The sequence below is a fragment of the Breoghania corrubedonensis genome, assembly GCF_003053845.1.
GTDB classification, from domain to species: domain Bacteria; phylum Pseudomonadota; class Alphaproteobacteria; order Rhizobiales; family Stappiaceae; genus Breoghania; species Breoghania corrubedonensis.
This window is the reverse complement of sequence record NZ_QAYG01000006.1, coordinates 190,418-215,444: the sequence shown is the minus strand read 5'-3', so window position 1 is coordinate 215,444 and position 25,027 is coordinate 190,418. Positions and strand designations below refer to the sequence as shown.

The window sequence follows — 25,027 nt, the reverse complement described above, 5'->3', positions numbered from 1 at the left end:
ACCCATGGCAGACACTCTTTCCCAGACCGATTTCGGCCACAGCCTTCTGGTGACCGACCTCTACCAGCTCAACATGCTGGAGGCCTATCGCTCCGCCGGCATGGAAGGCACCGCCGTCTTCGAGTTCTTCGTGCGCCGCATGCCGAAGAACCGCGGCTTCCTGATGGCCGCAGGCCTCGAACAGCTCATCGGCTTCCTGCTCGGCGCCCGCGTCGATCAGGCCGAGATCGACTGGATCCGCAACTCCGACACCTTCTCCGACCAGTTGGCCGACTATCTCGCCGACTTCCGCTTCACCGGCGATGTCGACGCCGTGCCGGAAGGCACCATCATCTTCGCCGACGAGCCGATCGTGCGCATCACCGCGCCGGTGGCCGAGGCCCAGCTGATCGAGACGCGGCTCATCAACTTCCTGCAGTTCCAGACGCTGGTGGCCACCAAGGCCGCGCGCATGATGCTGGCCGCCCCCGGAAAGGGCATCGTCGATTTCGGCCTGCGCCGCGCGCATTCGGGCGAAAGCGGCGTGCTTGCCGCGCGCGCCGCCTATCTCGCCGGCTTCAACGGCACCGCGAGCGTTCCCGCCGGGCGTCATTTCGACATCCCGCTCTACGGCACCATGGCGCATTCCTTCGTTCAGACCTTCACCGACGAGATCGAGGCCTTCCGCGCCTTCGCACTGGCCCGGCCCGAACAGACGGTGTTCCTGCTCGATACCTACGAGACCGAGCGCGCCGCCCACCGACTTGTGGAGCTGGCGCCGAAGCTGCACGAACTGGGCATCCGGCTGAAGGGCGTGCGCATCGACAGCGGCGATCTCGCCGACCATTCACGCAAGGTGCGCAAGATCCTCGACGACGGCGGCCTCGGCCATCTTCAGATCGTCGTCAGCGGTGGCCTCGACGAATACGAACTGGCCGACCTCACCGCCCGCAAGGCGCCGATCGACCTTTACGGCGTCGGCACCAGCCTGGTCACCTCCGACGACCTGCCCTCGCTCGATTGCGGCTACAAGCTGAAGGCCTACGAGGGCATGGCACGGCGCAAGCTGGCCGAAGGAAAGTCCTACTGGCCGGGTGCCACGCAGGTCTGGCGCAGCCTCGATGAGGAAGGCCGGATCGCCGGCGACCGCATCACCGGCGCCAACGAGACCGCACCGGGCGAGGCGCTGCTGAAGCCGATCCTGCGCGATGGCGCCCTGGTGGAGCCGCTGCCGGACCTTGCCGCCATCCGTACCCACGCAGCCGCCGAACTCGCCCGCTTGCCGGAACCGCTGAAGCGGCTGGAGGGCACACCCGCCTACCCGATCACCGTCTCGCCCGCCTTGCGCAAGCTGGCGGACGAATTGCTGCACGAGCCGCATGGCCGCAGCATGGAAGCCTGCTGACACCACCCGGCAGGCTCTCCTGCGGCGCCGAACGGGGGCAGGCCCGGTGAGAAGACGGCTTGACAGTGGCGCCTAGCGGCGTCACTCGAAAGCGTCGGGCAAGCCAGCGCGTCGGCCGAGCCCGTTAAAAAGGGGGTGCGTTCGATGGCCTACAGGACACTTCTGACCGTGACCGAATTCAGTGAGAGCGGATCGCTGGAGTTCGAAGCGGCCATCTCACTCGCTCAGCGGTTTTCCGCCCATCTCTCCATACTTGTCGTCGGCGAGGTGCCGCCCCTGCCGTTCTATGGCTACGGCGCCGGCGGCGCCCAGGTCTGGGTGGAGGAAAGCGAGCAGCGGGCCCGCAACCTCAAGGCGGCCGGCGAGAGGATCGAGGCGATGCTCTCCACCCGCGATATTTCCTTCGATGTTCGCCCGCGCCTGACCTCCGTTGCCGGCGAGGACGAGGTCATCGCCCGCCACGCCATTTACGCCGATCTCACGATGATGCTGCGTCCGCGCAATGGTGAACTGGGCACCGTCGAGAAGCAGACAATCGACGGCGCGCTGTTCGATTCCGGCCGCCCCCTTCTGGTGATGCCCGATCCCGCGTCGTCCCGCCCCATCGGTCGGCACGTACTTGTCGCCTGGAACGCGCAGCGCGAGGCGGCGCGTGCGCTTGCCGACGCCATGCCGCTCATTGCCTCTGCGGAAACCGTGACGCTGTTTCTCGTGGACCCCAAAACCGGGGTCGATGCCCATGGCGAGGAACCGGGGGCCGATGTGGCCCTGCTTCTCGCCCGCCACGGGCTGCGTGTCTCGGTCGCCACGGTCGAAGACACCGGCCGGTCGGTCGCGCGTGACATTCTCGACAAGGCCGCAGAGGTGAACGCCGACCTCGTCGTCATGGGCGCCTACGGCCATTCGCGCCTGCGCGAGAACATCCTCGGCGGCACTACCCGCGAAATTCTGGAAACGAGCGACATCCCGCTGTTCCTCGCACACTGAGGAACATCACCGCCCGTGCGAACAGGTGCCGCACAAATGCCTGATCGATCCCGCTGGAGATGACCACGCGCGCGCGTGCCCCGTCGATCGGCGCCCACGGTCGCGCCGGTTACGGGAACCGCGGGCAAGGCTCGCATCGCCGGTTTCGCACGGCCGGGGATTTCAGCTCGAACAAAATCCGCCTTCGTCAGCCTTGCGAGACAGCGCGCCCGCGCAGGCGGAACGATAGCGTGACCGGCACACGATTCTGCCCCGATCGCATGCGGCATGGTGACGGCGCATTGATTGATGCCAATTCCATCCGCCGGCCGGCGTCATAACATTGAGGCGCTTTCTACCGTAAGGTTTTATATCGTAAAAATGTCTGAGATAGTGCTATGAATTCCGCTAACTCCCATAGGGGGAACAGATCGAAACGACAGCGCGTGAATGCCATTTCGCATAAACGTCTCCCTCTTGCGCAGCGCTCGTTCCGCAGCACCCTTTCCACCCCTCCGGCCCGCATCGGCACCCCATTCGCTTCGCCGTGCGGCCCCGTTGAGTAACGGAGATCGTTCTCGATGCAGATATCGAAAAAGGGATGGCTCTTGATCCTGATAGCCGCCGGCCTCGCCGCCGGGGGGTATGCCATCTGGGAGGATCTCACCGCACAGAAACTTCCCGAGGGAATAGCCTCCGGCAACGGCCGCATAGAGGCGACCGAAATCGACATTGCCGCGAAGACGGCCGGCCGGATCGCCGAGATCCTCGTTTCCGAAGGTGAATTCGTCGACGAGGGCCAGGTGCTGGTGAAGATGGACACCAAGCAGCTTCTCGCCCAGAAGCGGCAGGCGGAGGCCGAATTGCACCGCGCCGAGATCGGCATCGACACCGCCAACAGCCTCGTGACCCAGCGCGAGGCCGAAAGGCGCGCGGCCGAAGCCGTGGTCGCGCAGCGCCATTCCCAACTGGATGCGGCGGAAAAGAAGCTCGCCCGCACCAGACATCTTGTGCGCACCGACGCGGTCTCCCAGCAGGTTCTCGACGACGACGAGGCGAGCGAGAGCCAGGCGCGCGCGACGCTTGCCGCCGCCGAGGCCTCGCAGGCCGCTTCGCAAGCCGGCATCAGCGCCGCAAAGGCGCAGGTTGTGGACGCAGGTGCCGCCGTAGACGCGGCCAAAGCCGCTCTCGACTACATCGAAACCCAGATCGCCGATTCCACGCTGGAGGCGCCGCGCACCGGCCGCGTGCAGTATCTGGTCGCCCAGCCCGGCGAAATCGTCTCCGGCGGCGGGCGCGTTCTCAACCTGGTCGATCTGGCCGACGTCTACATGACCGTTTTCCTGCCGACAGCCGAGGCCGGACGTCTGGCGATCGGCTCCGAGGCGCGCATCGTGCTCGATGCGGCGCCGGACTATGTCATCCCGGCCAGGATCACTTATGTGGCGGATGTCGCCCAGTTCACGCCCAAATCGGTCGAAACCGCGGAGGAGCGCCAGAAGCTGATGTTCCGCGTCAAGGCGCGGATCGATCCGGACCTGCTCAAGCGCTACATCCGGGTCGTCAAGACCGGTCTTCCCGGCATGGCCTATGTGAAGGCGGATCCAGAGGCTTCATGGCCCGCCTGGCTTGACGAAAAACTCGTCAAATGAGCATGACGGAACACGGCGGGAAGCAGAGTGCCGAGACCGCGCCGACCGGGCAGCAGGATCGCGTCGTACGCCTGTCCGGCGTCGATTACGCCTATGGCGGCACGCAGGCCCTGAAAGCGATCGATCTCGACATTCCGCGCGGCCGGATGATCGGCCTGATCGGACCCGATGGCGTGGGCAAGTCCACCTTGCTGTCGCTGGTCGCCGGTGCGCGTGCCGTGCAAAAGGGGTCGGTCTTCGTGCTGGACGGCGACATGTCCGACACCGGCCACCGCCGCGCAACGTGCCCGGCCATCGCCTATATGCCTCAGGGGCTTGGCCGCAACCTCTATGCGACACTGTCGGTCTTCGAGAACGTCGATTTCTTCGGCCGCCTGTTCGGCCATGACCGGGCCGAGCGCGAGCGGCGCATTGGCGAACTGCTCGAAGCAACAGGGCTGGCCCCGTTTGCCGATCGCCCGGCGGGCAAGCTTTCCGGCGGCATGAAGCAGAAGCTCGGGCTGTGCTGCGCGCTGATCCATGACCCCGACCTGCTGATCCTCGACGAACCGACCACGGGTGTCGATCCTCTCTCGCGTCGGCAGTTCTGGGAGCTGATCGACGATATCCGCTCCGGCCGGCCCGGCATGAGCGTGATCATCGCGACCGCCTACATGGAGGAGGCCGCGCGGTTCGACTGGCTGGTCGCGATGAATGCGGGCCGCGTGCTGGCGACAGGTACGCCACGCGAGCTGCAGCAAGGCACGCAGACAACCGATCTCGATTCCGCCTTCATCGCACTTCTGCCGGAGGAGGAACGCGCCGGCCATGTGGAAATCGTCATTCCCCCGCACGACAATGACGGCGAAATCGCCATCGAGGCCAGTCACCTGACGAAGCGGTTCGGCACCTTCACCGCCGTCGAGGATGTCAGCTTCCGTATCCGCAAGGGAGAGATCTTCGGTTTCCTCGGCTCCAACGGCTGCGGCAAGACCACGACCATGAAGATGCTGACGGGTCTTCTGGCGGCGAGCGAGGGAACGGCCAGCCTTTTTGGCCACGAGATCGATCCCGACGACATGGAGGTCCGCCACCGTGTCGGCTACATGTCGCAGGCATTCTCGCTCTACAGCGAACTGACGGTGCGCCAGAACCTGGAACTGCACGCCCGCCTCTTTGCCATGCCGGCGGAGAAGATCGCGGCCCGCGTCACCCAGATGATGGCCCGCTTCGACCTGACGGACGTTGCCGACGCCCTGCCGGATGCTTTGCCGCTGGGCATCCGCCAGCGCCTGTCGCTCGCTGTCGCGATGATCCATTCGCCCGATATCCTGATCCTGGACGAGCCGACCTCCGGCGTCGATCCGATCGCCCGCGACGCGTTCTGGCAGAGCCTTGTCGATCTCTCGCGCCGCGACGGGGTGACCATCTTCATCTCCACCCACTTCATGAACGAGGCCGAACGCTGCGACCGCATCTCCCTCATGCACGCGGGCAAGGTGCTGGTGAGCGACAGTCCGCAGGCCATTGTCGAAGGTCGCGGGGCGCAGGATCTGGAAGAAGCGTTCATCGCCTATCTCGATGAGATCGTGGAGAAACCCGAACGCCGTGCCGCACCGGTCGAAGCCCGGCCCGCCGATCACGCGCAAAAGGCGCTCGCCCGCCGCTTCGACCTGCGCCGCATGCTGAGCTATTCGCGCCGCGAGAGCCAGGAACTCAGACGCGACCCCATCCGCGCGACGCTCGCCATTCTCGGTACGGTCATCTTGATGTTCGTCATCGGCTACGGCATCAATATGGACGTCGAGAACCTCTCCTTCGCCGCGCTAGATCGCGACGACACCACGCTCAGTCGCGACTTCCTGCTCGACATTTCCGGCTCGCGCTATTTCATCGAGAAGGCGCCGCTGACCAGCTACGACGATCTCGACCGGCGCATGCGCTCGGGCGAGCTCAGCCTGGCAATCGAGATCCCGCCGGGCTTCGCGCGCGACGTCATGCGCGGGCGCGACGTGGAGATCGGGGCGTGGCTCGACGGTGCCATGCCGATGCGGGCGGAAACCGCGAGCGGCTACGTCCAGGGCATGTTCGCCGCCTGGCTCAAGCGCAAGGCGGGCGAGATCTACGGCCCGGCCGCGGCGGTCTCCGACTTCAATATCGCGCTGCGCTATCGCTACAACCCGAACGTCGAAAGCCTGGTCGCCATGGTGCCGGCCGTCATTCCGCTGTTGCTGCTGCTGATACCGGCCATGCTCACCGCGCTTTCGGTGGTGCGCGAAAAGGAGCTCGGCTCCATCGTCAACCTCTACGTGACCCCTGTCACCCGGCTCGAATTCCTGCTCGGCAAGCAACTGCCCTATGTGGTGCTCGGCATGGCGAACTGCGTGCTGCTGCTGATCTTCGCCACGGTCGTTTTCCAGGTGCCGTTCACCGGCAGCATCATCGTCTTCCTCGCCGGAGGACTGCTGTACGTGATCACCTCCACCGCGATGGGGCTGGTGATCTCGTCCTTCTTCAAAAGCCAGATCGCCGCCCTGTTCGCAACCGCGCTGCTGACGATCATTCCGGCCGCGCAATATGCCGGCATCACCGATCCGGTATCCTCGCTGCAAGGCGCCGGCCGCCTCATCGGCGAGATTTACCCCACCACCTATTTCGTGACGATCTCGCGCGGAACCTTCTCCAAGGGGCTCGATTTCGCCGGCCTCTCAAGCTCCTTCTGGCCGCTTCTCATCGCGGTTCCCGTGCTGGTGACCGCCGGCGCACTCCTCCTGCGCAAACAGGCGAGGTAGCTCATGCGCATCGCCAACATCGGGCATCTGGGCATCAAGGAACTGCGCGGCTTCCTGCGGGAACCGGCGCTTGTCATCCTCATCGTCTATGCCTTCTCGCTGTCGGTCTACACGCATTCCAAGGCCATGCCGGAAACCCTGTCGAAGGCCGCCATCGGGATCGTCGACGAGGACCGCTCGCCACTGTCGCTGCGCATCACCACAGCGTTCTACCCCCCCTACTTCCTGGCGCCTGAAACGATCACCACATCGCAGATGGACACCCGCATGGACGCGGGCCTCGACACCTTCGCTCTCGACATTCCACCCGACTTCCAGCGCGACCTCCTGGCGGGAAAACACCCCACCCTCCAGCTCAATGTCGACGCCACGCGCATGACGCAGGCCTTCACCGGCGCCGGCTATATCCAGAGCATCATTTCCAGCGAGGTCAGCGCGTTCCTCGCCCACCACCGTGGCGCCAACGACATGCCCGTGGAGCTTGCCCTGCGCGCCCGCTTCAACCCGCAACTCAATCCCGGCTGGTTCGGCGCCGTCACATCGATCATCGACAGCGTGACCATGCTGGCGATCATTCTGACCGGCGCCGCCCTCATCCGCGAGCGCGAGCACGGCACCGTGGAGCATCTTCTCGTCATGCCCGTCACGCCGTTCGAGATCATGGTCTCGAAGGTATGGTCGATGGGCCTCGTGGTGCTGGTGGCTTCGGGCCTGTCGCTGACCTTTGTCGTGCAAGGGCTGCTCTCCATACCCACGCAAGGGTCGCTCGCGCTGTTTCTCGCCGGTACCGCCCTGGAAGTCTTCGCCACCACGGCGCTCGGCATCTTCCTTGCGACCATCGCCGGCTCGATGCCCCAGTTCGGCATGCTGATGGTGCTGGTGCTGTTGCCGTTGCAGATCCTGTCCGGCGGCATGACCCCGCGCGAGAGCATGCCGGACATCATCCAGTGGATCATGCTGGCCGCGCCCAACACGCATTTCGTCATTCTGGCGCAGTCTGTGCTGTTTCGCGGCGCAGGTCTCGCCGTCGTCTGGCCGCAACTGCTGGCGCTCGTCGCCATCGGCGCGGTATTCTTCTCCATCGCCCTGAACCGCTTCAGGGCATTCCTGAAATGAAGCCTCGCCACGGCCCGCGCGAACGACAGGAGGAAACCGGACAGGGCCCAGTTCTGTTGACAGGTACATGAGATCATTCAGTCACGGAGGCTACCCGCAATGACCCAGCGTTCCCCCCAGACCGAAGCCGACCGGCCGGAACTTTCCGTTCCGCTGGAAACCGCCTGCTACATCGCCATAAAGGCACGCGAACTGGACGCCAAGGAGGATGCCGACGACAACGAGGACGGCTCCAACCCGACGGACGACAACGAGATGGAGGTTCTCGACGAAGGCGGCGATGATCCCGCTTTGGAAGAAATCACCTCGATCATCAAAGCGCTGACGATCGACGGGCAGATCGATCTGGTGACGCTGATGTGGCTCGGCCGTGGCGACTATGCCGCCTCCGACTGGCCGTCCCTGCGCGAGGAAGCCGCCGATGCCCACAACGAGCATACCGCCGAATACCTGTGCGGCACGCCGCTTCTGGCCGATTACCTGAGCGAGGGCCTCTCCCTCATCGGCTATTCCTGCGCCGAGTACGAGGAACAGCACCTGTAGGCCGGCAAGGCGGCCCGCCGCATCCGCCCCCCCGCAAGGAGGGGGCCTGCGTGCGACGTGCCGTTTTTCGCGGTGTGCCCAAAATAAGATCGGCAGGTTTCCGCTGCGCGGTTCGGATACGCGGCGCAAGCTCGCAGGAAACCGGATTTTTCAAACGGTTGCGGCAGGCTCGAGGCCCGCTCTGTGCGGCGCTTCGGGCGGCTCTTCACCGTGTCATCGCCACTTCGCCCCGGTTCACGCGACCTCCCCTATTTCTGATCGATCAGCGCCAGCCGGCGAAGGATGCGCCTGCGCCAGCCCGGCACCGCGAAGAGCAATCGCGCTATCGCGAAGGTGGGACGGATCATGCGCCCGCCTCCAAACAGCAGGCTTCGCGACGCGATGTCCGTGAAAGCACCCGTCCCGCGCTCCATCGCCCGGCGGCGGTTCGCCACGTAATTCACCAGCGGCTGCGGATGATCGACCGCCACCGCCGCCTCAAGCGCGCGGCTGAGCAGCTTCGCGTCCTGCATGCCGGCATCGAGCCCCTCGCCACCGACAGGACTGTTCAGATGCGCCGCATCGCCCGCCAGCACGATCCGCCCCTTTACCCAATGGCTTGAAATCCGCCGATGCAGGGAAAACGTATCGCTCCAGATCAGAGCTTCCGGGACTTTGCCGAAAAGCCGTGTCGAGGCGTCCGAGATCCAGCGTTCGGGATCTGCCGGCTGGCGACGGGAGTGGGGAAAGATGAGGCGCCATATGTCCGCCCCCAGACGCAATGCGATGACGGGACGCGGGTCGGTGGAGATCCGGGGAAAGGCGAGATCCTCTCCCCCCGACACCCGGATATCGGCAAGTGCGGCGCGGGTCGCATAGGTCTTGCCCTCCAGCTTGCCGCCAAGATGCGCACGCACCGTGCTTTCCTCCCCGTCGCAACCCGCGACGTATTTCGCCCGGACACGTTCCTCGAGCCCGAAGCGGCGGCAGATCACGTCCACGCCGAAGGAATCCTGAATGAAACCGCTGACCTTGCAGGAAAAGCGGATCTCTACCCCCACCGTGTTGCGGATCTCCTCGTGGAGGATCGCCACAGTCTCGGACTGCGGCAGGATCAAGAGCCTGGGAAAGGATGTCTCGGCGGCGAGTTCGTCCATAGGAAGCGACAACAGGGACACACCCCGATCGGCATCCCAGATCTGCGGGTGGGAAAGAGTGACACCGCGTTCCTCCAACCGCTCGACAAGGCCCAGTTCGGCAAACACCTGCTGCGTTGCGGGCCAGATCGTCGGCGCGCGCGAATGCGCGCAGGGACCATCGGCCTTTTCGAGCACCAACACGTCGAGCCCGGCGCGCGCAAGGCCAAGCGCCAGCGCCAAGCCGACGGGCCCGCCGCCGGCGATCACCACATCGCGCTGTTCCAGACCGCCATCCGCGTCGCTCATCCCTCACGTCCATCCAGCGGCGCACCGGCAAGACCGCGTTCCGGCACCGCGAACGAGACGTTCCATTCAGCAATCGCCTCGCACCGCGAAGCGACAGTGGATCGAATTTCGTAAACCGCATCCATCGGCATCCCCCTGCATCAGGCTGCGAAGGAAATGACTTCCCCGTACCGCATCAGGGAAACGGACGAGCCGCCCTTTGGTTCAATCGACAAGCCACGAGAAACGCGACCGCCTCGGCTCAGTCCTCGCGGCCGAAAGCCTTGCGCAGCTCATGCTTGGCGTCTTCGAGCACCGCCTTGCGCTCGCGCGAGAGATGTCTGCCCGCCCGGTTGATGTAGAATGTCAGCATCGACATGGCCGAACCGTATGGCGTTCCCTTGCGCCGCTCGCTCGCTTCGGCCGACGCCTTCAGCGAGGCCGCGATTGCCTTCGGATCGTCCTTTTCAAAGACGCCCTCCTCCAGATCGAGTGCATCGCTCCTGGCGGTAACATCGCCAGACCAATCGCGTTCATCGTGCGCCATGAATGGCCTCCCTCGTTGTCACCCCACTTGCGCCCCGTCACATCGCCGCCGCGACTTGGCCACGAAATTACCCCGGAACGCCTCGGGCGGTAACGCGTTATGAAAACCGGACGCGGACCTGACCCCGGGAATAGACTCCCGGATCATCGCTCCCGCGCCCGAAGGAACGACTGCGGTGCGCCACCCGGATACGGGAACGCCGCGTTCCGGCACCGGGTTCAGATACTGCGCCGGGAACAAGCGAGACCACACCCGCACCAGCCAGAAACCGGGGAAACCCGGAGGTGCCGTCCGGGTTTCGTCCAATAGCGTACGGTACCTGTTCGCATCTTCGAACACCGTAAAATCAGGCCCTGTTCGTGGCGTGGGAAGAGATCCTGCTACATGGGTCACAGGAGAATTTTTCATGTCTACTGATTTGCGTGGTTCCACACGCAATCGACTTCTCGCCCTGATGCCGGATGAAGACTTCGAACGTCTCGCCCCCTATCTCGAACCTGTTCATCTCCCCACGAAATACGTCGTGGCGACGGCGGACGAGCCAGTCACCCATGCCTATTTCCCAAACAGCGGCATCGGCTCCATCGTCGCCGTCTCGCCTTCCGGCCGCCATGCGGAAACCGGCGTCTTCGGGCGTGACGGCTTCGCGCCGACCTCGCACCTGACCGGTTCCGACCGAAGCCTCTACACCATCTTCATCCAGCAGCCGGGCGACGGTTATCGCATCGATTCCGACACGATGGGAGAACTGGTGGAGGCGAGCCCGACGCTGCGCCTGTTGCTGGTGCGCTACCTGCACACGCTTGCCAGCCAGACCGCCTACGCCGCACTCACCAATGCCATTCACCCGATCAGCGAACGTCTGGCGCGCTGGCTTTTGATGTGCCACGACCGCTGCGATACCAACGATCTGGCCATTACCCACGATTTCCTCTCGTTGATGCTGGCGGTGCGTCGACCGTCCGTGACGACGGCGCTGCATGAGCTGGAAGGCATGCGGCTGATCATCGCGCAGCGCGGCCATCTCACCATCCGCGATCGTGCCGGTCTGGAGGAGTTCGCAAGGGATGCCTACGGCAAACCCGAGGCCGAATATGCCCGCCTTATCGGACCGATGAAGTGAGAGCGTTGGCCGAGCCGGATTTTTTGATCGAAGCCGAAGGGCTCATGACGCTATAGTCGTGAGCCATGAGCAATGCAGACACAAGTTGTTCGCTGGAGCCGGAGCCGATCCCCGCGCCCGCCAGCGAATTCCATACCGTAAGCTGGAACCGGCCGCCGACGCCTTCGGGGCTTCGCGCGGTGCCGGAAGAGACTGCCGTCGCACTGACCTACAACGGCACCACCCACGCCGTGATGATGGCGACGCCCACCGATCTGGAAGACTACGCCGTCGGCTTCAGCCTGACGGAAGGCCAAATCGAGCGGGCCGAGCAGATCCGTTCCATCGATATCGCCGCCTTCGCGACGGGCATCGACGTGCGCATCTGGCTGGATGCCGAGACCGCCGACAATTTCCGCGACAGGCGCCGCCGCATCGTTGGTCCGACGGGGTGCGGCCTGTGCGGTATCGAAAGCCTGGTGGAAGCCGTGCCCGCGCCACGCGCGGTTGCAGATGAGACACGCTTTGGCGCAAGCGCAATTCTCAAGGCACAGGCGCAGATGTTCGACGCCCAGACGCTGCACGCGATCACCAGCGCCGTCCATGCCGCAGCGTGGTGGACGGCGGAGGAGGGACTGGTCGCCGTGCGCGAGGATGTCGGCCGGCACAACGCCCTCGACAAGCTTACCGGAGCGCTCGCCCGCCGCACCAGCACCAGCGGCCCGAAGGACAGATCCGGCATCCTTCTGCTGACCAGCCGCATTTCCGTTGAAATGGTACAGAAGGCCGCCGTTCTCGGTGCGCCTGTGATCGTCGCGGTTTCCGCGCCCACAGCGCTTGCCGTGCGCGTCGCCGCCGGCGCCGGCATCACACTCGCCGCCACCGCGCGCAACGACGCCTTCGATGTCTATACCCACCCCGAACGGATCGTGATGGAGTAACCCCAGCCAGATGCGCGAATGCGGCACCGGCGCGAACGACAGACTGCAACCCGGCCCGCGACCCCGAGTGTCTGGATGACAGAATGCCCGAGCCATTGAGCGCCCGAGCCATTGAGTGCCTGAGTGAACACGTGAAAACGGCCCCTCCCCGATGACCAGTGATTTTGAAGCCCCCGATCCCGCCCGCACCCTTGCCGCCATCGCGTTCGATCCGCGAGAGGACGTCGATACCCTGCTTGGCGAAGCCGCTGCGGCACTTTCCGGCTGCCACATCGCCGGCGTCGTCCAGATCGGCGGTCGCGAAGATGGGTGCGAGGTCAAGGCGATGGCGCTGAAAAGTCTGCGCGATGGCTGGGAAATCCGCATTCTCGAGGAACGCGGCGCACAGGCGCGCGGTTGCCGGTTGAGCCCGCATGCGATCACCGAGGTCGCGGGACGTCTCGAGGCCGAGCTTGCGGCCGGTGCCGACATCCTGTTCGTCAACCGCTTCGGCCGCTCCGAATCCGAAGGCTACGGCCTGCGCCGGGTTTTCGAACGCGCGGTGCTGGACGGCGTACCGGTACTGACTGCGGTGCGTTCCGACTACCGCGATGCCTGGAACGAATTCCACGGCGGCCTCGGAACCACCCTGCCGCGCGATCGCGAAGCGGTCATCGCGTGGTGCAAGGCGGCCTGTGCGGCAAGGGCCGAGACGGCGGCCTGACGAACGCGGTCTCCGTTGTGACGGCTCCGCCGCTCAGCAAACCGGCCCGGCCGGCAGGCAAAGCGTGAACCGCATGCCGCCCCCGGTCCGTCTTTGCGCCTCAAGATGTCCAGCGGCGCGGTGCGCGATCGATTGGCACACGGCCAGCCCGAGCCCGGAACCTTTGCCGAGCTGCTTGAGCGCGTAGTAGGGTTCGAAGATCCGCGTCAGGTGCTCATCCGGCACGTTCTCACCATCGTCGGCGAGATGAAAGAGGATGCAGTTGCCGGGCGGCACCGGTCCGCCATCCGCCACCGAGCCGTTTTCCGCCTCGATGGTGAAGATGCCGCCCGAACGCATGCGCGAACGCGCCTCCCCCGCCAGAACCAGGATCGCCTCCTCAAGGCGGGCCCGGTCGGCGACGACCGGACGCAGCTTCGACCGGGGCATCCGTATGTCGAGAACGATGCCGTCGCCCATGACCTGTTGCAGCTCAGGCGCCAGATCGCCTAGCACCTCGCCGCAATCGAGCGGTTCCGGCTGAACCGGATCATTGCCGGCGTAGGTCTGAAGCTGTCGTGTCAGCTTGCGTCCGCGCTCCACCGCACGACGGACTTCCCGCACCTCGACGGAGGCTTCCCCATTCTCGCATCCGTGACCTTGCCTGCGGCCGATCAGATCGGCGTAGAGCATCATCACCAGCAACAGGTTGTTGAAATCGTGCGCAAGCCCGCGCGCCAGAAGCGCCAACGGCTCCGCCACATCGTCGCCTTGGCGGCAGCCGCCGCCGCTGTCGTGCTCTGGCCCGCGTTCGTCCATGAAGCAGCCGCCCCTCATGAAATGCCCTGCCGTTTTCTGGTCGAATATTGAATGAAGCCCTGGCAGTAATCCGCTGTCAGGACGGACCTGCCTAACGCCGGGCCACCATCAACGGCACGTCGCCAAGGTCCGCCGCACCGGCCCGCCCCACATCGCCGCGTCCCGACGCCCCCAGGCTCGCGTCCAGCGCCTCGGTCAGCTCCTCGGGCGAGAACGGCTTCTGCAGCGCCCGCACAGCGCCCAACGCCTTCGCCATGCGCAGATAATCCGGCACCTCGACGCCGCCGAACAGCCAGGGCGGCTGAACCCGCATGCCGGACATGACGATAACCGGCGTCTGGTGATCCGCCTTGCGCAGGGCACGGATGAATTCGAAGCCGTCCATGGCCGGCATGAAGACATCGACAAAGATGAGGTCGACCGGCTGGCGAGAAATTTCCCGCATTCCTTCGGCCCCATCCTTGGCAAGCCGTACGCGGAACCCACGCAAACCCAACGCAGCCTGCAACGCGCTGCGAATAAGCTCATCGTCATCGATAACGAGAATGCGCTTCATTTCCCGTATTCCTGCCTGTTGAGGCACCCTCGTTGCTTTTTACAAAGTAAAAAGACGGAAATGCTCTGCTAGTTCGAAATTTATGGTTAACGTAAATTAATAAACTGAATTCGTCCACAGGTTAGATCCTTATAGAAACACGGAAGATTATTTTACTTAGTCAGTATTGACGAAGTCCGGAGTCAAACACCGAGATAACGGACACAAAGATCGTCGGTCAAAGCCGTGGGCGCGCCGCTCCACACGGTGGCGCCGCGTTCCAGGATCACGCAGCGATCAGCGAGCGCTTTCAAATCCTTCAGCGACTTGTCGATGATGAGGATGGCAAGCCCGGCCCGCTTGAGTGCCCGGATCGCCCGCCAGATTTCCTGACGCACCACGGGTGCCAGCCCTTCCGTCGCTTCATCCAGAACGAGAAGCTTCGGGTTGGTCATCAGGGCCCTGCCGATCGCCAGCATCTGCTGCTCTCCGCCCGAAAGCGTGCGCGCCAATTGCGGGCGGCGTTCGATCAGACGCGGGAACAGGTCCCCGACGCGGCCAAGATCCCATTCCCCCGGACGGGCCGCACAGACGAGGTTTTCCTCAACGCTCAGGGGCCCGAAGCAGCGCCGGCCCTCCGGCACCAGCCCGATGCCGTGCCGGGCCGCCTCGTGCGACGCCAGAGCGCCGAGATCGTGGCCCGCGAACGCGATCCGACCGCCACCGGCCGGCATCATCCGGCAGATGCACCGCACCGTCGTCGTCTTGCCCATGCCGTTGCGCCCCATCAGCGCCACCACCTCGCCAGCCCCCACGCGGAGATCGACACCGAACAGCGCCTGCGAGGGACCATAGAAGGCGGTGAGACCAGAGACCTCCAGCAGCGGCGTCATCAGGCGTCCTCCTCGCCCAGATAGGCCGCGCGCACCACCGCGTCCGCCTGGATTTCCGCCACCGTGCCACTGGCGATGATCCGCCCGTGGACAAGCACCGAAATCCGGTCGGCAAGCGCGAAGACCGCGTCCATGTCGTGTTCGACGAGCAGGATGGGCGCCTCGTGGCGCAGCCCGTCGAGAAGGTGGGTGAGGCTGCGCGCGCCCTCCGGCCCCATCCCCGCCATCGGTTCATCGAGCAGGAAGGCCTTCGGCTTCAGAGCGAGCGCGATGGCGATCTCCAGCGTGCGCCGTTCGCCGTGGGAAAGGTCGGCGGCGCGCATGCCTTCGCGATCGGCAAGCCCGACCCGGGCGATCGCCTCGCGGGCGGGTGCCGTGAGTTTCGTATCCGCCAATGCGGGCCGCAGGAAACGATAGGTCCGGCGAAGCCGCCCCGCGACGGCCAGCATGACGTTCTGCAACACGGTGAATTCGCCGGCCACCGAAGAGACCTGAAAACTGCGCGCCAACCCCAGCCGCGCCCGCGCCACCGCGCCGGATGCGGTGACATCGCGCCCCGCAAGCCGGATCGTGCCCGCGTCCGGTGCGATCTCGCCGGCGATCTGCTTGATCAGCGTCGACTTGCCCGCCCCGTTCGGCCCGATCAGCGCATGGATCTCGCCGGGCATCAGGTCGAGATCGACGTTGTCGCTCGCCCGCAGCGCACCGAAGTGCTTGCAAAGGCCGCGGATCTGAAGAACCGGCTCAGCCATGCCGCCGCTCCCCCGCGACAAGCCCGATCAGCCCGCCGCGCGCGAAAAGCACGACCAGCAGCAGCAACAGCCCCAGCAGGAACTGCCAGTGCTCCGACACGCCGCCGAGATTGTGCTCCAGAACGATGTAGAGCGCCGCGCCGGCAAGCGGGCCGAACAGCCGGCCGACACCGCCGAGGATCACGAACACCATGATCTCCCCCGATGTCTGCCACGACAGCATCGCCGGCGAGACGAAGCGGTTGAGATCGGCATAGAGCGCGCCGGAAAGCCCCGTCACCATGCCGGAGAGGCAGAATGCCGTCAGCAGCACGCGGGTCGGATCGATGCCGAGGCTCTTCAACCGTTCCGCGTTTTGCCGCGCACCATCGAGCGCCAGCCCGAAGGCGGAGCACCGCAGCAGCGCCGTGAGGCCCAGCACGATCATCAGCAGCGTATAGCAGATCGCGAAGAAACTCAGCGGATCCAGCGTGTTGAGCCCCGCGAAGGTGTTGCGCACCCCAAGCGACAACCCGTCTTCGCCTCCATAGGCCGGCCACGAAATCGCGAAATAGAAGATCATCTGCGCGAACGCCAGCGTGATCATGATGAAGAACACGCCGCGCGTCCTCAGGCTCAGCGCGCCGATGGCAAGCGCGGCAAGCCCGCTCGCCGCCATCGCCACTAGCCAGATGACCGGCATCGCCCGCGTGCCCTCGATCTCCACCGGCCATGTGACCAGCGGCTCGTAGAACATCGCGTGGCTCGCCAGGATCCCCGCCGCATAGCCGCCGATACCGAAGAACGCCGCATGGCCGAAGGAGACGAGCCCGCCAAACCCCAGCGCGATGTTGAGGCCCGCGCCTGCAAGCGCCAGGATCGCGACCTTGGTCGCCAGCGTCACGGTGAACGTCCAGCCGGCCGCATGGGCTGTCAGCGCCACGGCGAGAAGTCCGAGGCCGAGGAGCGCGTTGAGCGCGGTTTCGCGTGTCATGACCCGTTCGCTCCGCCGTACAGCCCGCCGGGCTTCCACACCAGCACCATGGCCATCAGGATGTAAATCGACATGGAGGCCAGCGCCGAACCGATGGAGGTCGCGCGCGAGGGGTCCATGAAGAGAGCGAAGGCTTGCGGCAGCAGGAAACGGCCGAGCGTGTCGGTGAGCCCCACCAGCACCGCGCCAAGAAGCGCGCCCTTGATCGAGCCGATGCCGCCGATGACGACAACGACGAAGGCGAGGATCAGCACCGGCTCGCCCATGCCCACCTGCACCGATTGCACCGTGCCGACCAGCGCACCGGCGAGCCCGGCAAGCCCCGCCCCCAGAGCGAAGACGATGGTGTAGAGCCTCGTGATATCGACGCCGAGGGCTGCGATCATCTCCCGATCAGCCTCTCCCGCGCGGATTCGCATGCCGAGCCTTGTGCGGTTGATGAGCCACATCAGCGCCAACGCCAGCGCCAGCCCGATGGCGATCAGCGCGAGACGGAAGCGCGGATAGTCGATCCCGCCCGGCAGCCGCACCGCGCCTTTCAGCGCCGCCGGCAGATCGAGATAGAGCGGGAACGAGCCGAACAGCCAGCGCGTGCCTTCGGAAAACATCAGGATGAGCGCAAACGTCGCCAGCACCTGGTCGAGATGGTCGCGGTCGTAGAGCCGGCGGATCACCACCACTTCGATGATGGCGCCGGCGGCGGCTGCCGCGACAAGGCTGGCGACAAGCCCCAGCCAGTAGGAGCCCGTCGCCGCCGCTACGCCCGCGCAGGCGAAGGCGCCCGCCATGTAGAGCGAGCCGTGCGCCAGGTTGATGAGCCCCATCACCCCGAAGACGAGCGTCAGCCCCGCCGCCATCAGAAACAGCATGACGCCGAACTGCAGCCCGTTGAGGGTCTGTTCGAAGAGAAGCGAAACGGTCACGGGCGTGCCCCGTGCGTTGCGGGAAATCGACCCGCATCCCGGGACCACGCCACGCGCTCCTCTCTCCCCCCTTGCGGGGGAGATGTCGGCGTAGCCGACAGAGGGGGGTATGCGGCAGGTTCGGAACCAGCGGCTCTACCCCCCTCTGTCACGCCAAGGCGCGACATCTCCCCCACAAGGGGGGAGAGGGGAACAAGCGGATAGGCCGCTGACCGCATCGAACTGAGCGATAACCGGTGAAGAGACCCGTTCCGGGGCCAGTCCGGAAAACCGGTCTGCCCCCTGTGCCTAATCCACCCGCGATTGTCATCCCCGCGAAAGCGGGGATCCAGCGACCACCGTATCGGGTTTCGGCGCATCATCGAAAGGCCTCTGGAATGCTGGATCCCCGCTTTCGCGGGGATGACACCGAGGGATGTGGATAGCATCGCAGGACCGTTCGCAAACTCTGGAAATTCGTATCCGGCCCGGCACCCGGAACCGCGAGCCCCAACCACGAGCCCGACCTGTCAGGTCGATATGTCCGGTCAATATGTCCGGCCCGAAACGTCAGCCGCCCCTTGCCTCTCACATCTTGCAGTCCGCCACATAGGCGTTGTCGCGATCGGTCATGGCGGTGGCGATGATCTTGTTGGTGAAGACGTCACCTTCCTTGACCACCTCGCGCACATAGATGTCCTGGATCGGATGGTGGTTCGCGGCGAACGAGAACTTGCCGCGCACGCTCTCGAAATCGGCGGCCTCCAGCGCCTTGCGGAAGGCATCCGTGTCAGAGACGCTGGCCTTGGCCATCGCCGACAGCAGCAGGTTCGCGGTGTCGTAGCCATAGGCGGCATAGATGGAGGGCAGCCTGCCGTAGCCCTCCACGAAGCCGTCGACGAACTTGCGGTTCGCGGCGTTGTCGATGTCCTTGGACCAGTTGGCGGTGTTCCTGACGCCCAGCGCCGCATCGCCCACGGCCTGAAGGATCGCCTGATCGAACGAGAAGGCCGGGCCTACCAGCGGCACGTCGAGCCCCGACTGCGCGTATTGCTTCATGAAGGCGATGCCCATGCCGCCCGGCAGGAAGAAGAACACGCTGTCGGCGCCCGAGGCGCGGATCTGCGCGATCTCGGCGGCATAGTCCGTCTGGCCGAGCTTGGTATAGACCTCACCGGCAAGCGCGCCCTTGTAGAAGCGCTTGTAGCCGGTAAGCGAGTCCTTGCCGGCCGGGTAGTTGGGCGCGAGGATGAAGCTCTTCTTGTAGCCCGCGCTCGAGGCGTAGGCACCCGCCGCCTCATGCAGGTTGTCGTTCTGGTAGGAAACGGAGAAATAGTTCGGATTGCAGCCCCGCCCGGCGAGCTGCGAGGGCGCGGCATTGACGGAGAGATAGAACTTGCCCTGGTTCACCGCCGCCGGCACCACCGCCATGGCGAGGTTCGACCAGATGATGCCGGTCAGCACATCCACCTTGTCCGACTGGATCATCTTGTCGGCGAGCTGAACCGCCACATCGGGCTTCCTCTGGTCATCCTCGATGACGACCGTGACGTCCTTGCTGCCTGATTGCTTGATCGCCAGAAGAAAGCCGTCGCGCGCATCGATACCGAGGCTCGCGCCGCCGCCCGAAAGCGTGGTGATCATGCCGACCTTGACCGGCTCGGCCGCCGCCTCCGGCGAAACCGCCGTCGCGCCCGCCATCAACAGGGCGGCAAGCGCCGCCCCTCCCAACCTGTTTGATGCCATATCCCTGTTCCCCGGCTCGGTGCGCTTTGCGCGCTTTTACCTAAGGGCAATTTGTAGCCGGGGAAATTCGACATGTCATCGGTTACGTCGGGAAAACGTTGCGGAACAGTCAAGGCGAGGTGCAACAGGGAACGGGCCCACCGGCAGCTTACATTTCCCTCTCCAGCGTCACCCCGCACGCGATGCGGCATGAAATGCCGCTTCGCAGATCCGGGGCCGAGGCACAGAGTGTGCCGGTCGAGATCCCGGATCTGCACCGCAGCACTGGCGTGCCGCGGCGCGTCCGGGATGACGCTGGAGAGAATTGAGAAGGATCAACGACGCCCCCCGCACGCGCCTTTCCCCCATCCCCGACTCCCGCTAGAAATGCACCTTGCGCCGTGTTTCTTCGCTTCGTTTTCCGTCAATGCCTTGCACGCTCGCCCGGGGGACCCGCTCCGCTTTGCCGTTCCGCTTCATCCACACCGCCGACATCCATCTGGATTCGCCGCTGAAATCGCTGGCATTGCGCAATGCCGAGCTTGGCCGCCTGATCGGCGGGGCCACCCGGGCCGCGTTCTCGCAGATCGTCGATCTTGCCTGCGAGGAAGCCGTCGACGCGGTGCTGATCGCCGGCGACCTCTATGACGGCGCACAGACATCGATGAAGACGGCGATCTTTCTCGCGCATGAGCTTCAGCGCCTTGATGATGCCGGCATCCGCACCTTCCTCATTCGCGGCAACCACGACGCCGCCTCGCGCATCACCAACGAACTGACCCTGCCTGCCAGCGTCACCACCTTCACCGCCCGGGCGGAGACGGTGACGCTCACCCCCGATGCCCCCTTCGAAGTCGCCATCCACGGCGTCAGCTTCCGCCAGCCGCAGGCGCCCGACAGCCTTCTCGACAAGTTCAAGCCGCCCGTGGCCGGCGCCGTCAACATCGCCATGCTGCACACGAGCCTCGGCGGCGCGCCGGGCCATGACCCTTACGCCCCCTGCCAGCCGGCGGAACTCGATGCCATGGGCTTCGACTACTGGGCGCTCGGCCATATCCATCAGCGCAGCGTGCAGGGCGCCGCATCCAAAATCGTCATGCCCGGCATTCCGCAGGGGCGCGACATCGGCGAGGCCGGCGGCAAATCAGTGAGCCTCGTCACGGTGGCAGACGACCGCATCATCACCATCGAGGAACGCACCGTGGCGCTTGCCCGGTTCGAACGCGTCGCCGTCGATCTTGCCGGCGTTGAGGACTGGTCGGAAATGGTGTCGCGGATCGAAAGCGCGCTCAGGACGGCGCGTGCGGCGCTCGACTGCCGGCATCTCGTCGCCCGGCTGGAGCTGAGCGGACAGACCCCGCTTTCCTGGCGCCTGCGCCGCGATGCGGACAAGCTCGCCGGCGAGGCGGAAGCCATCGCGCTCGCCATCGGCGATACATGGATCGACAAGATCACAAACGCCACCGTTTCCGCCGATGCGGAGGCCGAGCCCGCGTCCGGCGACGGCCCCCCCTTGCAGGAGCTGGGCGCCCTGATCGACGGCGAGATCCTGCAAAGTCCGGGTTACCGGCAGGCGGTCGAGGCACTCGCCGACGACATCACCAGCCAGCTTCCCGGAGAGATCCGCGATGTGCTGGGCGAGGACACGGAACGCCGCGCGAAGATCCTCGACGATCTCGCCCGCGAAGGCGCGCGGGATATCCTCGCCCGTCTCCAGGCAGCCCCTGAAAGCGGGGACGCCTGATGCGCATCGAACGGCTCGACCTGATCCGCTACGGCAAATTCACCGGCCACACGCTGAATTTTGGCGAAGGTGCGGCCGGCGCGCCGGACTTCCACATCGTTTACGGCCCGAACGAGGCCGGCAAATCGACGCTGTTCAATGCCTGGCTCGACCTGCTGTTCGGGATTGAGCCCCAGAGCAAGTTCAATTTCCTGCATGCCTACGACACGATGCGCATCGGTGCGCGGCTGTATCTCGGCGACCGCCCGCTGACGCTTGCGCGCGTCAAGAAGCGCAATGGCAGCCTGCTGGATGAGGCTGACCTGCCGCTTCCCGAAGGGCTGCTGCAAGCCGCCCTAGCCGGTGTCGACCGCGACGCCTACCGCACCATGTTCTCGCTCGACGACAAGACGCTTGAAACCGGCGGCGAGGCGATCCTTGAGAGCAAGGGTGATCTCGGCCAGTTGCTGTTTTCCGCCAGTTCCGGCCTTGCCGCGCTCTCGCAGCAGCTGTCCGGCCTCCACAAGCAGGCCGACGAGATCCACCGCCCCGGCGCCCGCACCGCCACGCAGCTGCGCGAGTTGAAGCGCACGCTCGATGAACTGGCGGGCCGGCGCAAGGAGCTCGACACGGCAGCCTCCGCCTACGCCAAGCTCGTGAAGGATCGCGATCAGGCTGGCGCAGACTACGACACGGCGCTTTCCGAGAGCGCACGCCTGAAGCAGCGTCTCGGCGTGGTGGCCGGTCTTCTTCAGGCCCTTCCCCGCCTTTCAAGCCTGCGCCGTCTGCGTGACACGCTCGCCCCGCTGCAAGGCCTGCGCGAGGCACCGGCCGGCTGGGCCGACGCCCTGCCCGACCTCATCCGCGAGGAACCGAAACTGGAGGAGCGCGCCCGCGCAAGTGAGGCGCGCATCGAGGCGCTGGAGCGCGATATCGAGGCAATCGAAATCGACGAGGCCGCCCTCGCGCTTGCCCCTCGCATCGACGACCTCGCCAACCTGGCGGCGCGCCATACCAGCGCCGCTGCCGATCTGCCCGAAGAACGCGCCCGCCACGACGAGGCAGAAGCGCGCATCGCGCATATCCTGCGCAAGCTGGAGCGCGACGGCGAAGACGCGCCGGAAACCCTTGTCCTGCCGGCGGCGACCGTGGCGCGCCTGCGCGAACTGATCGAGGCGCACGCCACCGTCATCCGCGAAACGCTGGCCGCCCGAAACGAGCTGGACGCGGCGCGCGAGGCCGAACGCAAGGCCGACGCGGAAGCGGAAGACGCAGGCGCGGATGCCGGCGACCACGCGGCGCTTGCCGCGCTCAAGGCCCAACTCCCGGGCCTGCAGACCGAGGCGGCGCGGATCGCGGCCGAACGTCGTCAGGCGGAGCGCACCATCGCGAGCCTTCGCGAAAGGCTCGACGCGTGCTTCGAGCGCCTTCTGCCCTGGCAGGGGGATGCCGACGCGCTGGCCCGTCTCAGGGTGCCGGATCCCGCCGCCCTTCAGGCATGGGAAGACGCGGGCGCGGACTTGCGCGACACGCAGTCCTTCCAGAAGGAACAAATCGGGAAATTCAGCCAGAAGCGCGACCGATTGACGGCCGGACGCGAGGCGCTCGAACAGGCCGCAGGCCTGTTGGACGAGGCGGCCGCGACCCGGGTCCGCGCCGCGCGCGAAGCCGCATGGGCGGCCCATGCCGCCCGGCTCGATGCGGAGACGGCCGCCGCCTTCCGCGAGGCTCTCGAGCAGGATGACGCGCTGACCGCCGCCCGGCTCGCCCAATCGGCCGACAGGGCCGACCACAAGCGCATGAGCGTGGAGCTCGCCGAGGTCGTCGCTGATCTCGCGGCTGCGCAAAAGATCCGCGACGACGCACGGGCCGAGGCGGAGGCCTTGAAGGACGAGATCGCCGCCAGCTTGCGCAAATGCGATCCGGCCCTCGCCGACTTCACCCCCGCGACCCTGCGCGCCTGGCTTGGCGAGCGCGACAAGGCTCTGGAACTGCGCACCGACCTGCGCCAGAGCGAACGCGATCTGACGGTTGCGGCCGAAGAGCAGGCGGACGTGCGCCAGCGTCTCGTGCGCGCGCTGGAGGACGCCGGAGCGACGGTGGGGGGCGACACATCGCTGACCGATCTTCTCGAACGCGGGCAGACCCTCGTCGACGGCGAAGCGCGGATGGCCGGCGCGCGCAAACGGCTCGAGGAGTGCCGATCCGAGACCCGCCGCCGCGAGGCGGCGCTGCAAGTGGCCGAAGAGGCAGCCGAACGCTGGCAGAAGGACTGGAGCGACGCCTGTTCGCGCTGCTGGTTCGGCGAAGTCGGGGCACCCTCGCCCGAGACCGTCCGCGCGCTTGTCGACGAGTTGAACCACCTCGCGCCCGCGCTCGAAGCCCGCGACGGCGTGGCCCGGCGCATCGAGGCGATGGAAGCTGTCGCGACGGCCTTCCGTCAGGCCTGCGAGAGCCTTGGCGACGAACTCGGCCTGCCGGCGACAGCCGATCCGCGGGATCTTTTCCGCGACCTCAGCGCCCGTGCCGCTGCCGCCCGCAAGGCGCACGAGAGGCGCGAAGCCTTGCGCGAAAACCTGAACGAAGCCCGCAACAGCGCCGGCGAGACCGCCGAAGCCATCGCCGCGCTTCGCGATCGCAAGGCGGAAATGACGGCGCATTTCGAGGTTGCGACCTTCGACGAGGTGCAACAGGCCTTCGCCGCCCTTCGCGAGCGCGCGCGCCTGCGCTCACAGGCCGCCGAGCTCGAGGGCGAGATCCTGACGGGCCTCGGCCTTGCCGACATGGCGCAAGCGGAGGCACGGCTTGAGGCGGCCGACCGCGAGGCGCTGGAGACGGAAAGGGCGGAGACCGAACAGCGCATCGAGGATCAGGACGCGCGTCTGCGCGAGCTTTACGCCGGGCGGGAGAAGGCGGCCGAGGCGGTCGCCTCCGTTGGCGGCGACGATACGGTCGCCCGGCTTGAGGAGCAACGCCAGACCGTGCTTCTGGAGATCGAGGAAAGCGCCAAGGGCTGGCTCCGCCTCAAGGCCGGCATTCTGGCGGCCGAACAGGCGCTGCGCGCCTATCGTGACAACCACCGTTCCTCGATGATGGAACGCGCGAGCGCGGCATTCCGGAAAATCTCATGCGGCGCCTTTCAGGGCCTGGTCACCCAGTCGAACGGCGAACGGGAAGAGCTGATCGGCATCGACCACCGCAACGCCTCGAAGCGGGCGGGGGAAATGTCCAAAGGCACCTGCTTCCAGCTCTATCTGGCGCTCAGGATCGCCGGCTACCATGAGTTCGTCGCAAGCCGCGCGAGCCTGCCCTTCATCGCCGACGACATTCTGGAAACCTTCGACGACGAGCGCGCGGCCGAAACCATCCGGCTTCTGGCGGAAATGGGCGAGAAGGGGCAGGTCATCTACCTCACCCACCACCCGCACCTGTGCGCTATCGCGAAAAAGGTATGCCCCACCGCGACCCTGCACGAACTGCCGGGCCCGCTTGCCGGCTGAGCCTTGGCCAGAGACGCCTCGGGGCCAGAGCGGGCTCGTGGCTCATGCCACCGCCCCGAACCTCTCCACCGTCATTGCCCGGCGAAGTCCGGGCAACC

20 protein-coding genes are annotated in these 25,027 nt (G+C 65.8%); 11 read left to right on the top strand and 9 right to left on the bottom strand.

Features of this window, described 5'->3' with window-relative positions:
* The first annotated feature begins 4 nt into the window (after positions 1-4).
* The 6 genes from C8N35_RS16220 (at position 5) to C8N35_RS16195 (ending at position 8,432) form a co-directional block, all read left to right on the top strand.
* On the top strand, positions 5-1,384 hold the full coding sequence (locus C8N35_RS16220) for a nicotinate phosphoribosyltransferase (RefSeq protein WP_107990757.1): 1,380 nt from the start codon (positions 5-7) through the stop codon (positions 1,382-1,384).
* A gap of 168 nt (positions 1,385-1,552) precedes the next feature.
* Positions 1,553-2,371 carry a universal stress protein gene (locus C8N35_RS16215; protein ID WP_210203556.1) on the top strand — a complete coding sequence of 273 codons (819 nt, stop codon included), beginning with the start codon at positions 1,553-1,555 and terminating at the stop codon, positions 2,369-2,371.
* A 560-nt stretch (positions 2,372-2,931) separates the two neighbouring features.
* On the top strand, positions 2,932-4,002 hold the full coding sequence (locus C8N35_RS16210) for an HlyD family secretion protein (protein ID WP_107990755.1): 1,071 nt from the start codon (positions 2,932-2,934) through the stop codon (positions 4,000-4,002).
* Between the two features lie 2 nt (positions 4,003-4,004).
* Positions 4,005-6,773, top strand: coding sequence for a ribosome-associated ATPase/putative transporter RbbA (rbbA, locus tag C8N35_RS16205; protein ID WP_107990836.1), 2,769 nt, complete (start codon positions 4,005-4,007; stop codon positions 6,771-6,773).
* A 3-nt stretch (positions 6,774-6,776) separates the two neighbouring features.
* On the top strand, positions 6,777-7,889 hold the full coding sequence (locus C8N35_RS16200; RefSeq protein ID WP_107990754.1) for an ABC transporter permease: 1,113 nt from the start codon (positions 6,777-6,779) through the stop codon (positions 7,887-7,889).
* 99 nt (positions 7,890-7,988) lie between these two features.
* Positions 7,989-8,432: a DUF3775 domain-containing protein gene (locus C8N35_RS16195; protein ID WP_107990753.1), complete on the top strand. Its 444-nt coding sequence runs from the start codon at positions 7,989-7,991 to the stop codon at positions 8,430-8,432.
* Between the two features lie 248 nt (positions 8,433-8,680).
* Here the strand turns inward: C8N35_RS16195 and C8N35_RS16190 are convergent, their stop codons facing one another.
* Entirely contained in the window at positions 8,681-9,856 is a 1,176-nt protein-coding gene (locus C8N35_RS16190) for an FAD-dependent oxidoreductase (RefSeq protein WP_107990752.1), read from the bottom strand.
* Between the two features lie 241 nt (positions 9,857-10,097).
* Positions 10,098-10,382, bottom strand: a complete 285-nt coding sequence (locus C8N35_RS16185; protein ID WP_107990751.1) for a DUF3175 domain-containing protein — start codon at positions 10,380-10,382, stop codon at positions 10,098-10,100.
* Between the two features lie 406 nt (positions 10,383-10,788).
* Between C8N35_RS16185 and C8N35_RS16180 the strand changes: the two genes are divergently transcribed.
* From C8N35_RS16180 to C8N35_RS16170, 3 genes are all read left to right on the top strand, one after another.
* Positions 10,789-11,505 (top strand): Crp/Fnr family transcriptional regulator, encoded by a 717-nt coding sequence (locus tag C8N35_RS16180; protein WP_107990750.1) that lies wholly within the window; start codon positions 10,789-10,791, stop codon positions 11,503-11,505.
* Between the two features lie 65 nt (positions 11,506-11,570).
* The gene (gene fdhD, locus C8N35_RS16175) at positions 11,571-12,425 is read left to right on the top strand and encodes a formate dehydrogenase accessory sulfurtransferase FdhD (RefSeq protein ID WP_107990749.1); all 855 of its coding nucleotides are present in this window, start codon (positions 11,571-11,573) and stop codon (positions 12,423-12,425) included.
* A 151-nt stretch (positions 12,426-12,576) separates the two neighbouring features.
* Positions 12,577-13,128 (top strand): DUF2478 domain-containing protein, encoded by a 552-nt coding sequence (locus C8N35_RS16170; RefSeq protein ID WP_107990748.1) that lies wholly within the window; start codon positions 12,577-12,579, stop codon positions 13,126-13,128.
* Between the two features lie 33 nt (positions 13,129-13,161).
* On the opposite strand, the gene C8N35_RS16165 is transcribed toward C8N35_RS16170, so the two are convergent.
* The 7 genes from C8N35_RS16165 to C8N35_RS16135 all read right to left on the bottom strand — a co-directional run bounded on the left by C8N35_RS16165 (position 13,162) and on the right by C8N35_RS16135 (position 19,727).
* Entirely contained in the window at positions 13,162-13,926 is a 765-nt protein-coding gene (locus C8N35_RS16165; protein ID WP_170122128.1) for a sensor histidine kinase, read from the bottom strand.
* 91 nt (positions 13,927-14,017) lie between these two features.
* Positions 14,018-14,482 carry a response regulator gene (locus tag C8N35_RS16160; protein WP_107990746.1) on the bottom strand — a complete coding sequence of 155 codons (465 nt, stop codon included), beginning with the start codon at positions 14,480-14,482 and terminating at the stop codon, positions 14,018-14,020.
* A gap of 182 nt (positions 14,483-14,664) precedes the next feature.
* Positions 14,665-15,354, bottom strand: coding sequence for an ABC transporter ATP-binding protein (locus C8N35_RS16155; protein WP_107990745.1), 690 nt, complete (start codon positions 15,352-15,354; stop codon positions 14,665-14,667).
* On the bottom strand, positions 15,354-16,106 hold the full coding sequence (locus C8N35_RS16150; protein WP_107990744.1) for an ABC transporter ATP-binding protein: 753 nt from the start codon (positions 16,104-16,106) through the stop codon (positions 15,354-15,356). The genes C8N35_RS16155 and C8N35_RS16150 overlap by 1 nt, the downstream gene beginning before the upstream one ends.
* Entirely contained in the window at positions 16,099-17,079 is a 981-nt protein-coding gene (locus C8N35_RS16145) for a branched-chain amino acid ABC transporter permease (protein ID WP_107990743.1), read from the bottom strand. Before C8N35_RS16145 ends, C8N35_RS16150 begins: the two co-directional genes overlap by 8 nt.
* On the bottom strand, positions 17,076-18,002 hold the full coding sequence (locus C8N35_RS16140; protein ID WP_107990835.1) for a branched-chain amino acid ABC transporter permease: 927 nt from the start codon (positions 18,000-18,002) through the stop codon (positions 17,076-17,078). Before C8N35_RS16140 ends, C8N35_RS16145 begins: the two co-directional genes overlap by 4 nt.
* A 567-nt stretch (positions 18,003-18,569) precedes the next feature.
* The gene (locus tag C8N35_RS16135; protein ID WP_107990742.1) at positions 18,570-19,727 is read right to left on the bottom strand and encodes an ABC transporter substrate-binding protein; all 1,158 of its coding nucleotides are present in this window, start codon (positions 19,725-19,727) and stop codon (positions 18,570-18,572) included.
* 442 nt (positions 19,728-20,169) lie between these two features.
* Between C8N35_RS16135 and C8N35_RS16130 the strand changes: the two genes are divergently transcribed.
* Together C8N35_RS16130 and C8N35_RS16125 are read left to right on the top strand one after the other, a co-directional pair.
* Positions 20,170-21,450 (top strand): metallophosphoesterase family protein, encoded by a 1,281-nt coding sequence (locus C8N35_RS16130; RefSeq protein WP_107990741.1) that lies wholly within the window; start codon positions 20,170-20,172, stop codon positions 21,448-21,450.
* Positions 21,450-24,929 (top strand): ATP-binding protein, encoded by a 3,480-nt coding sequence (locus tag C8N35_RS16125; RefSeq protein WP_107990740.1) that lies wholly within the window; start codon positions 21,450-21,452, stop codon positions 24,927-24,929. The genes C8N35_RS16130 and C8N35_RS16125 overlap by 1 nt, the downstream gene beginning before the upstream one ends.
* Positions 24,930-25,027 lie beyond the last annotated feature (98 nt).

Excerpts from the sequence above, each read along its gene's own strand:
- C8N35_RS16220 (WP_107990757.1), top strand. The coding sequence starts at position 5 with ATGGCAGACACTCTTTCCCAGACCGATTTCGGCCACAGCCTTCTGGTG.
- C8N35_RS16210 (WP_107990755.1), top strand. The coding sequence starts at position 2,932 with ATGCAGATATCGAAAAAGGGATGGCTCTTGATCCTGATAGCCGCCGGC.
- rbbA (WP_107990836.1), top strand. The coding sequence starts at position 4,005 with ATGACGGAACACGGCGGGAAGCAGAGTGCCGAGACCGCGCCGACCGGG.
- C8N35_RS16200 (WP_107990754.1), top strand. The coding sequence starts at position 6,777 with ATGCGCATCGCCAACATCGGGCATCTGGGCATCAAGGAACTGCGCGGC.
- C8N35_RS16195 (WP_107990753.1), top strand. The coding sequence starts at position 7,989 with ATGACCCAGCGTTCCCCCCAGACCGAAGCCGACCGGCCGGAACTTTCC.
- C8N35_RS16190 (WP_107990752.1), bottom strand. The coding sequence starts at position 9,856 with ATGAGCGACGCGGATGGCGGTCTGGAACAGCGCGATGTGGTGATCGCC.
- C8N35_RS16185 (WP_107990751.1), bottom strand. The coding sequence starts at position 10,382 with ATGGCGCACGATGAACGCGATTGGTCTGGCGATGTTACCGCCAGGAGC.
- C8N35_RS16180 (WP_107990750.1), top strand. The coding sequence starts at position 10,789 with ATGTCTACTGATTTGCGTGGTTCCACACGCAATCGACTTCTCGCCCTG.
- fdhD (WP_107990749.1), top strand. The coding sequence starts at position 11,571 with ATGAGCAATGCAGACACAAGTTGTTCGCTGGAGCCGGAGCCGATCCCC.
- C8N35_RS16170 (WP_107990748.1), top strand. The coding sequence starts at position 12,577 with ATGACCAGTGATTTTGAAGCCCCCGATCCCGCCCGCACCCTTGCCGCC.
- C8N35_RS16165 (WP_170122128.1), bottom strand. The coding sequence starts at position 13,926 with ATGGACGAACGCGGGCCAGAGCACGACAGCGGCGGCGGCTGCCGCCAA.
- C8N35_RS16160 (WP_107990746.1), bottom strand. The coding sequence starts at position 14,482 with ATGAAGCGCATTCTCGTTATCGATGACGATGAGCTTATTCGCAGCGCG.
- C8N35_RS16155 (WP_107990745.1), bottom strand. The coding sequence starts at position 15,354 with ATGACGCCGCTGCTGGAGGTCTCTGGTCTCACCGCCTTCTATGGTCCC.
- C8N35_RS16150 (WP_107990744.1), bottom strand. The coding sequence starts at position 16,106 with ATGGCTGAGCCGGTTCTTCAGATCCGCGGCCTTTGCAAGCACTTCGGT.
- C8N35_RS16145 (WP_107990743.1), bottom strand. The coding sequence starts at position 17,079 with ATGACACGCGAAACCGCGCTCAACGCGCTCCTCGGCCTCGGACTTCTC.
- C8N35_RS16135 (WP_107990742.1), bottom strand. The coding sequence starts at position 19,727 with ATGGCATCAAACAGGTTGGGAGGGGCGGCGCTTGCCGCCCTGTTGATG.
- C8N35_RS16125 (WP_107990740.1), top strand. The coding sequence starts at position 21,450 with ATGCGCATCGAACGGCTCGACCTGATCCGCTACGGCAAATTCACCGGC.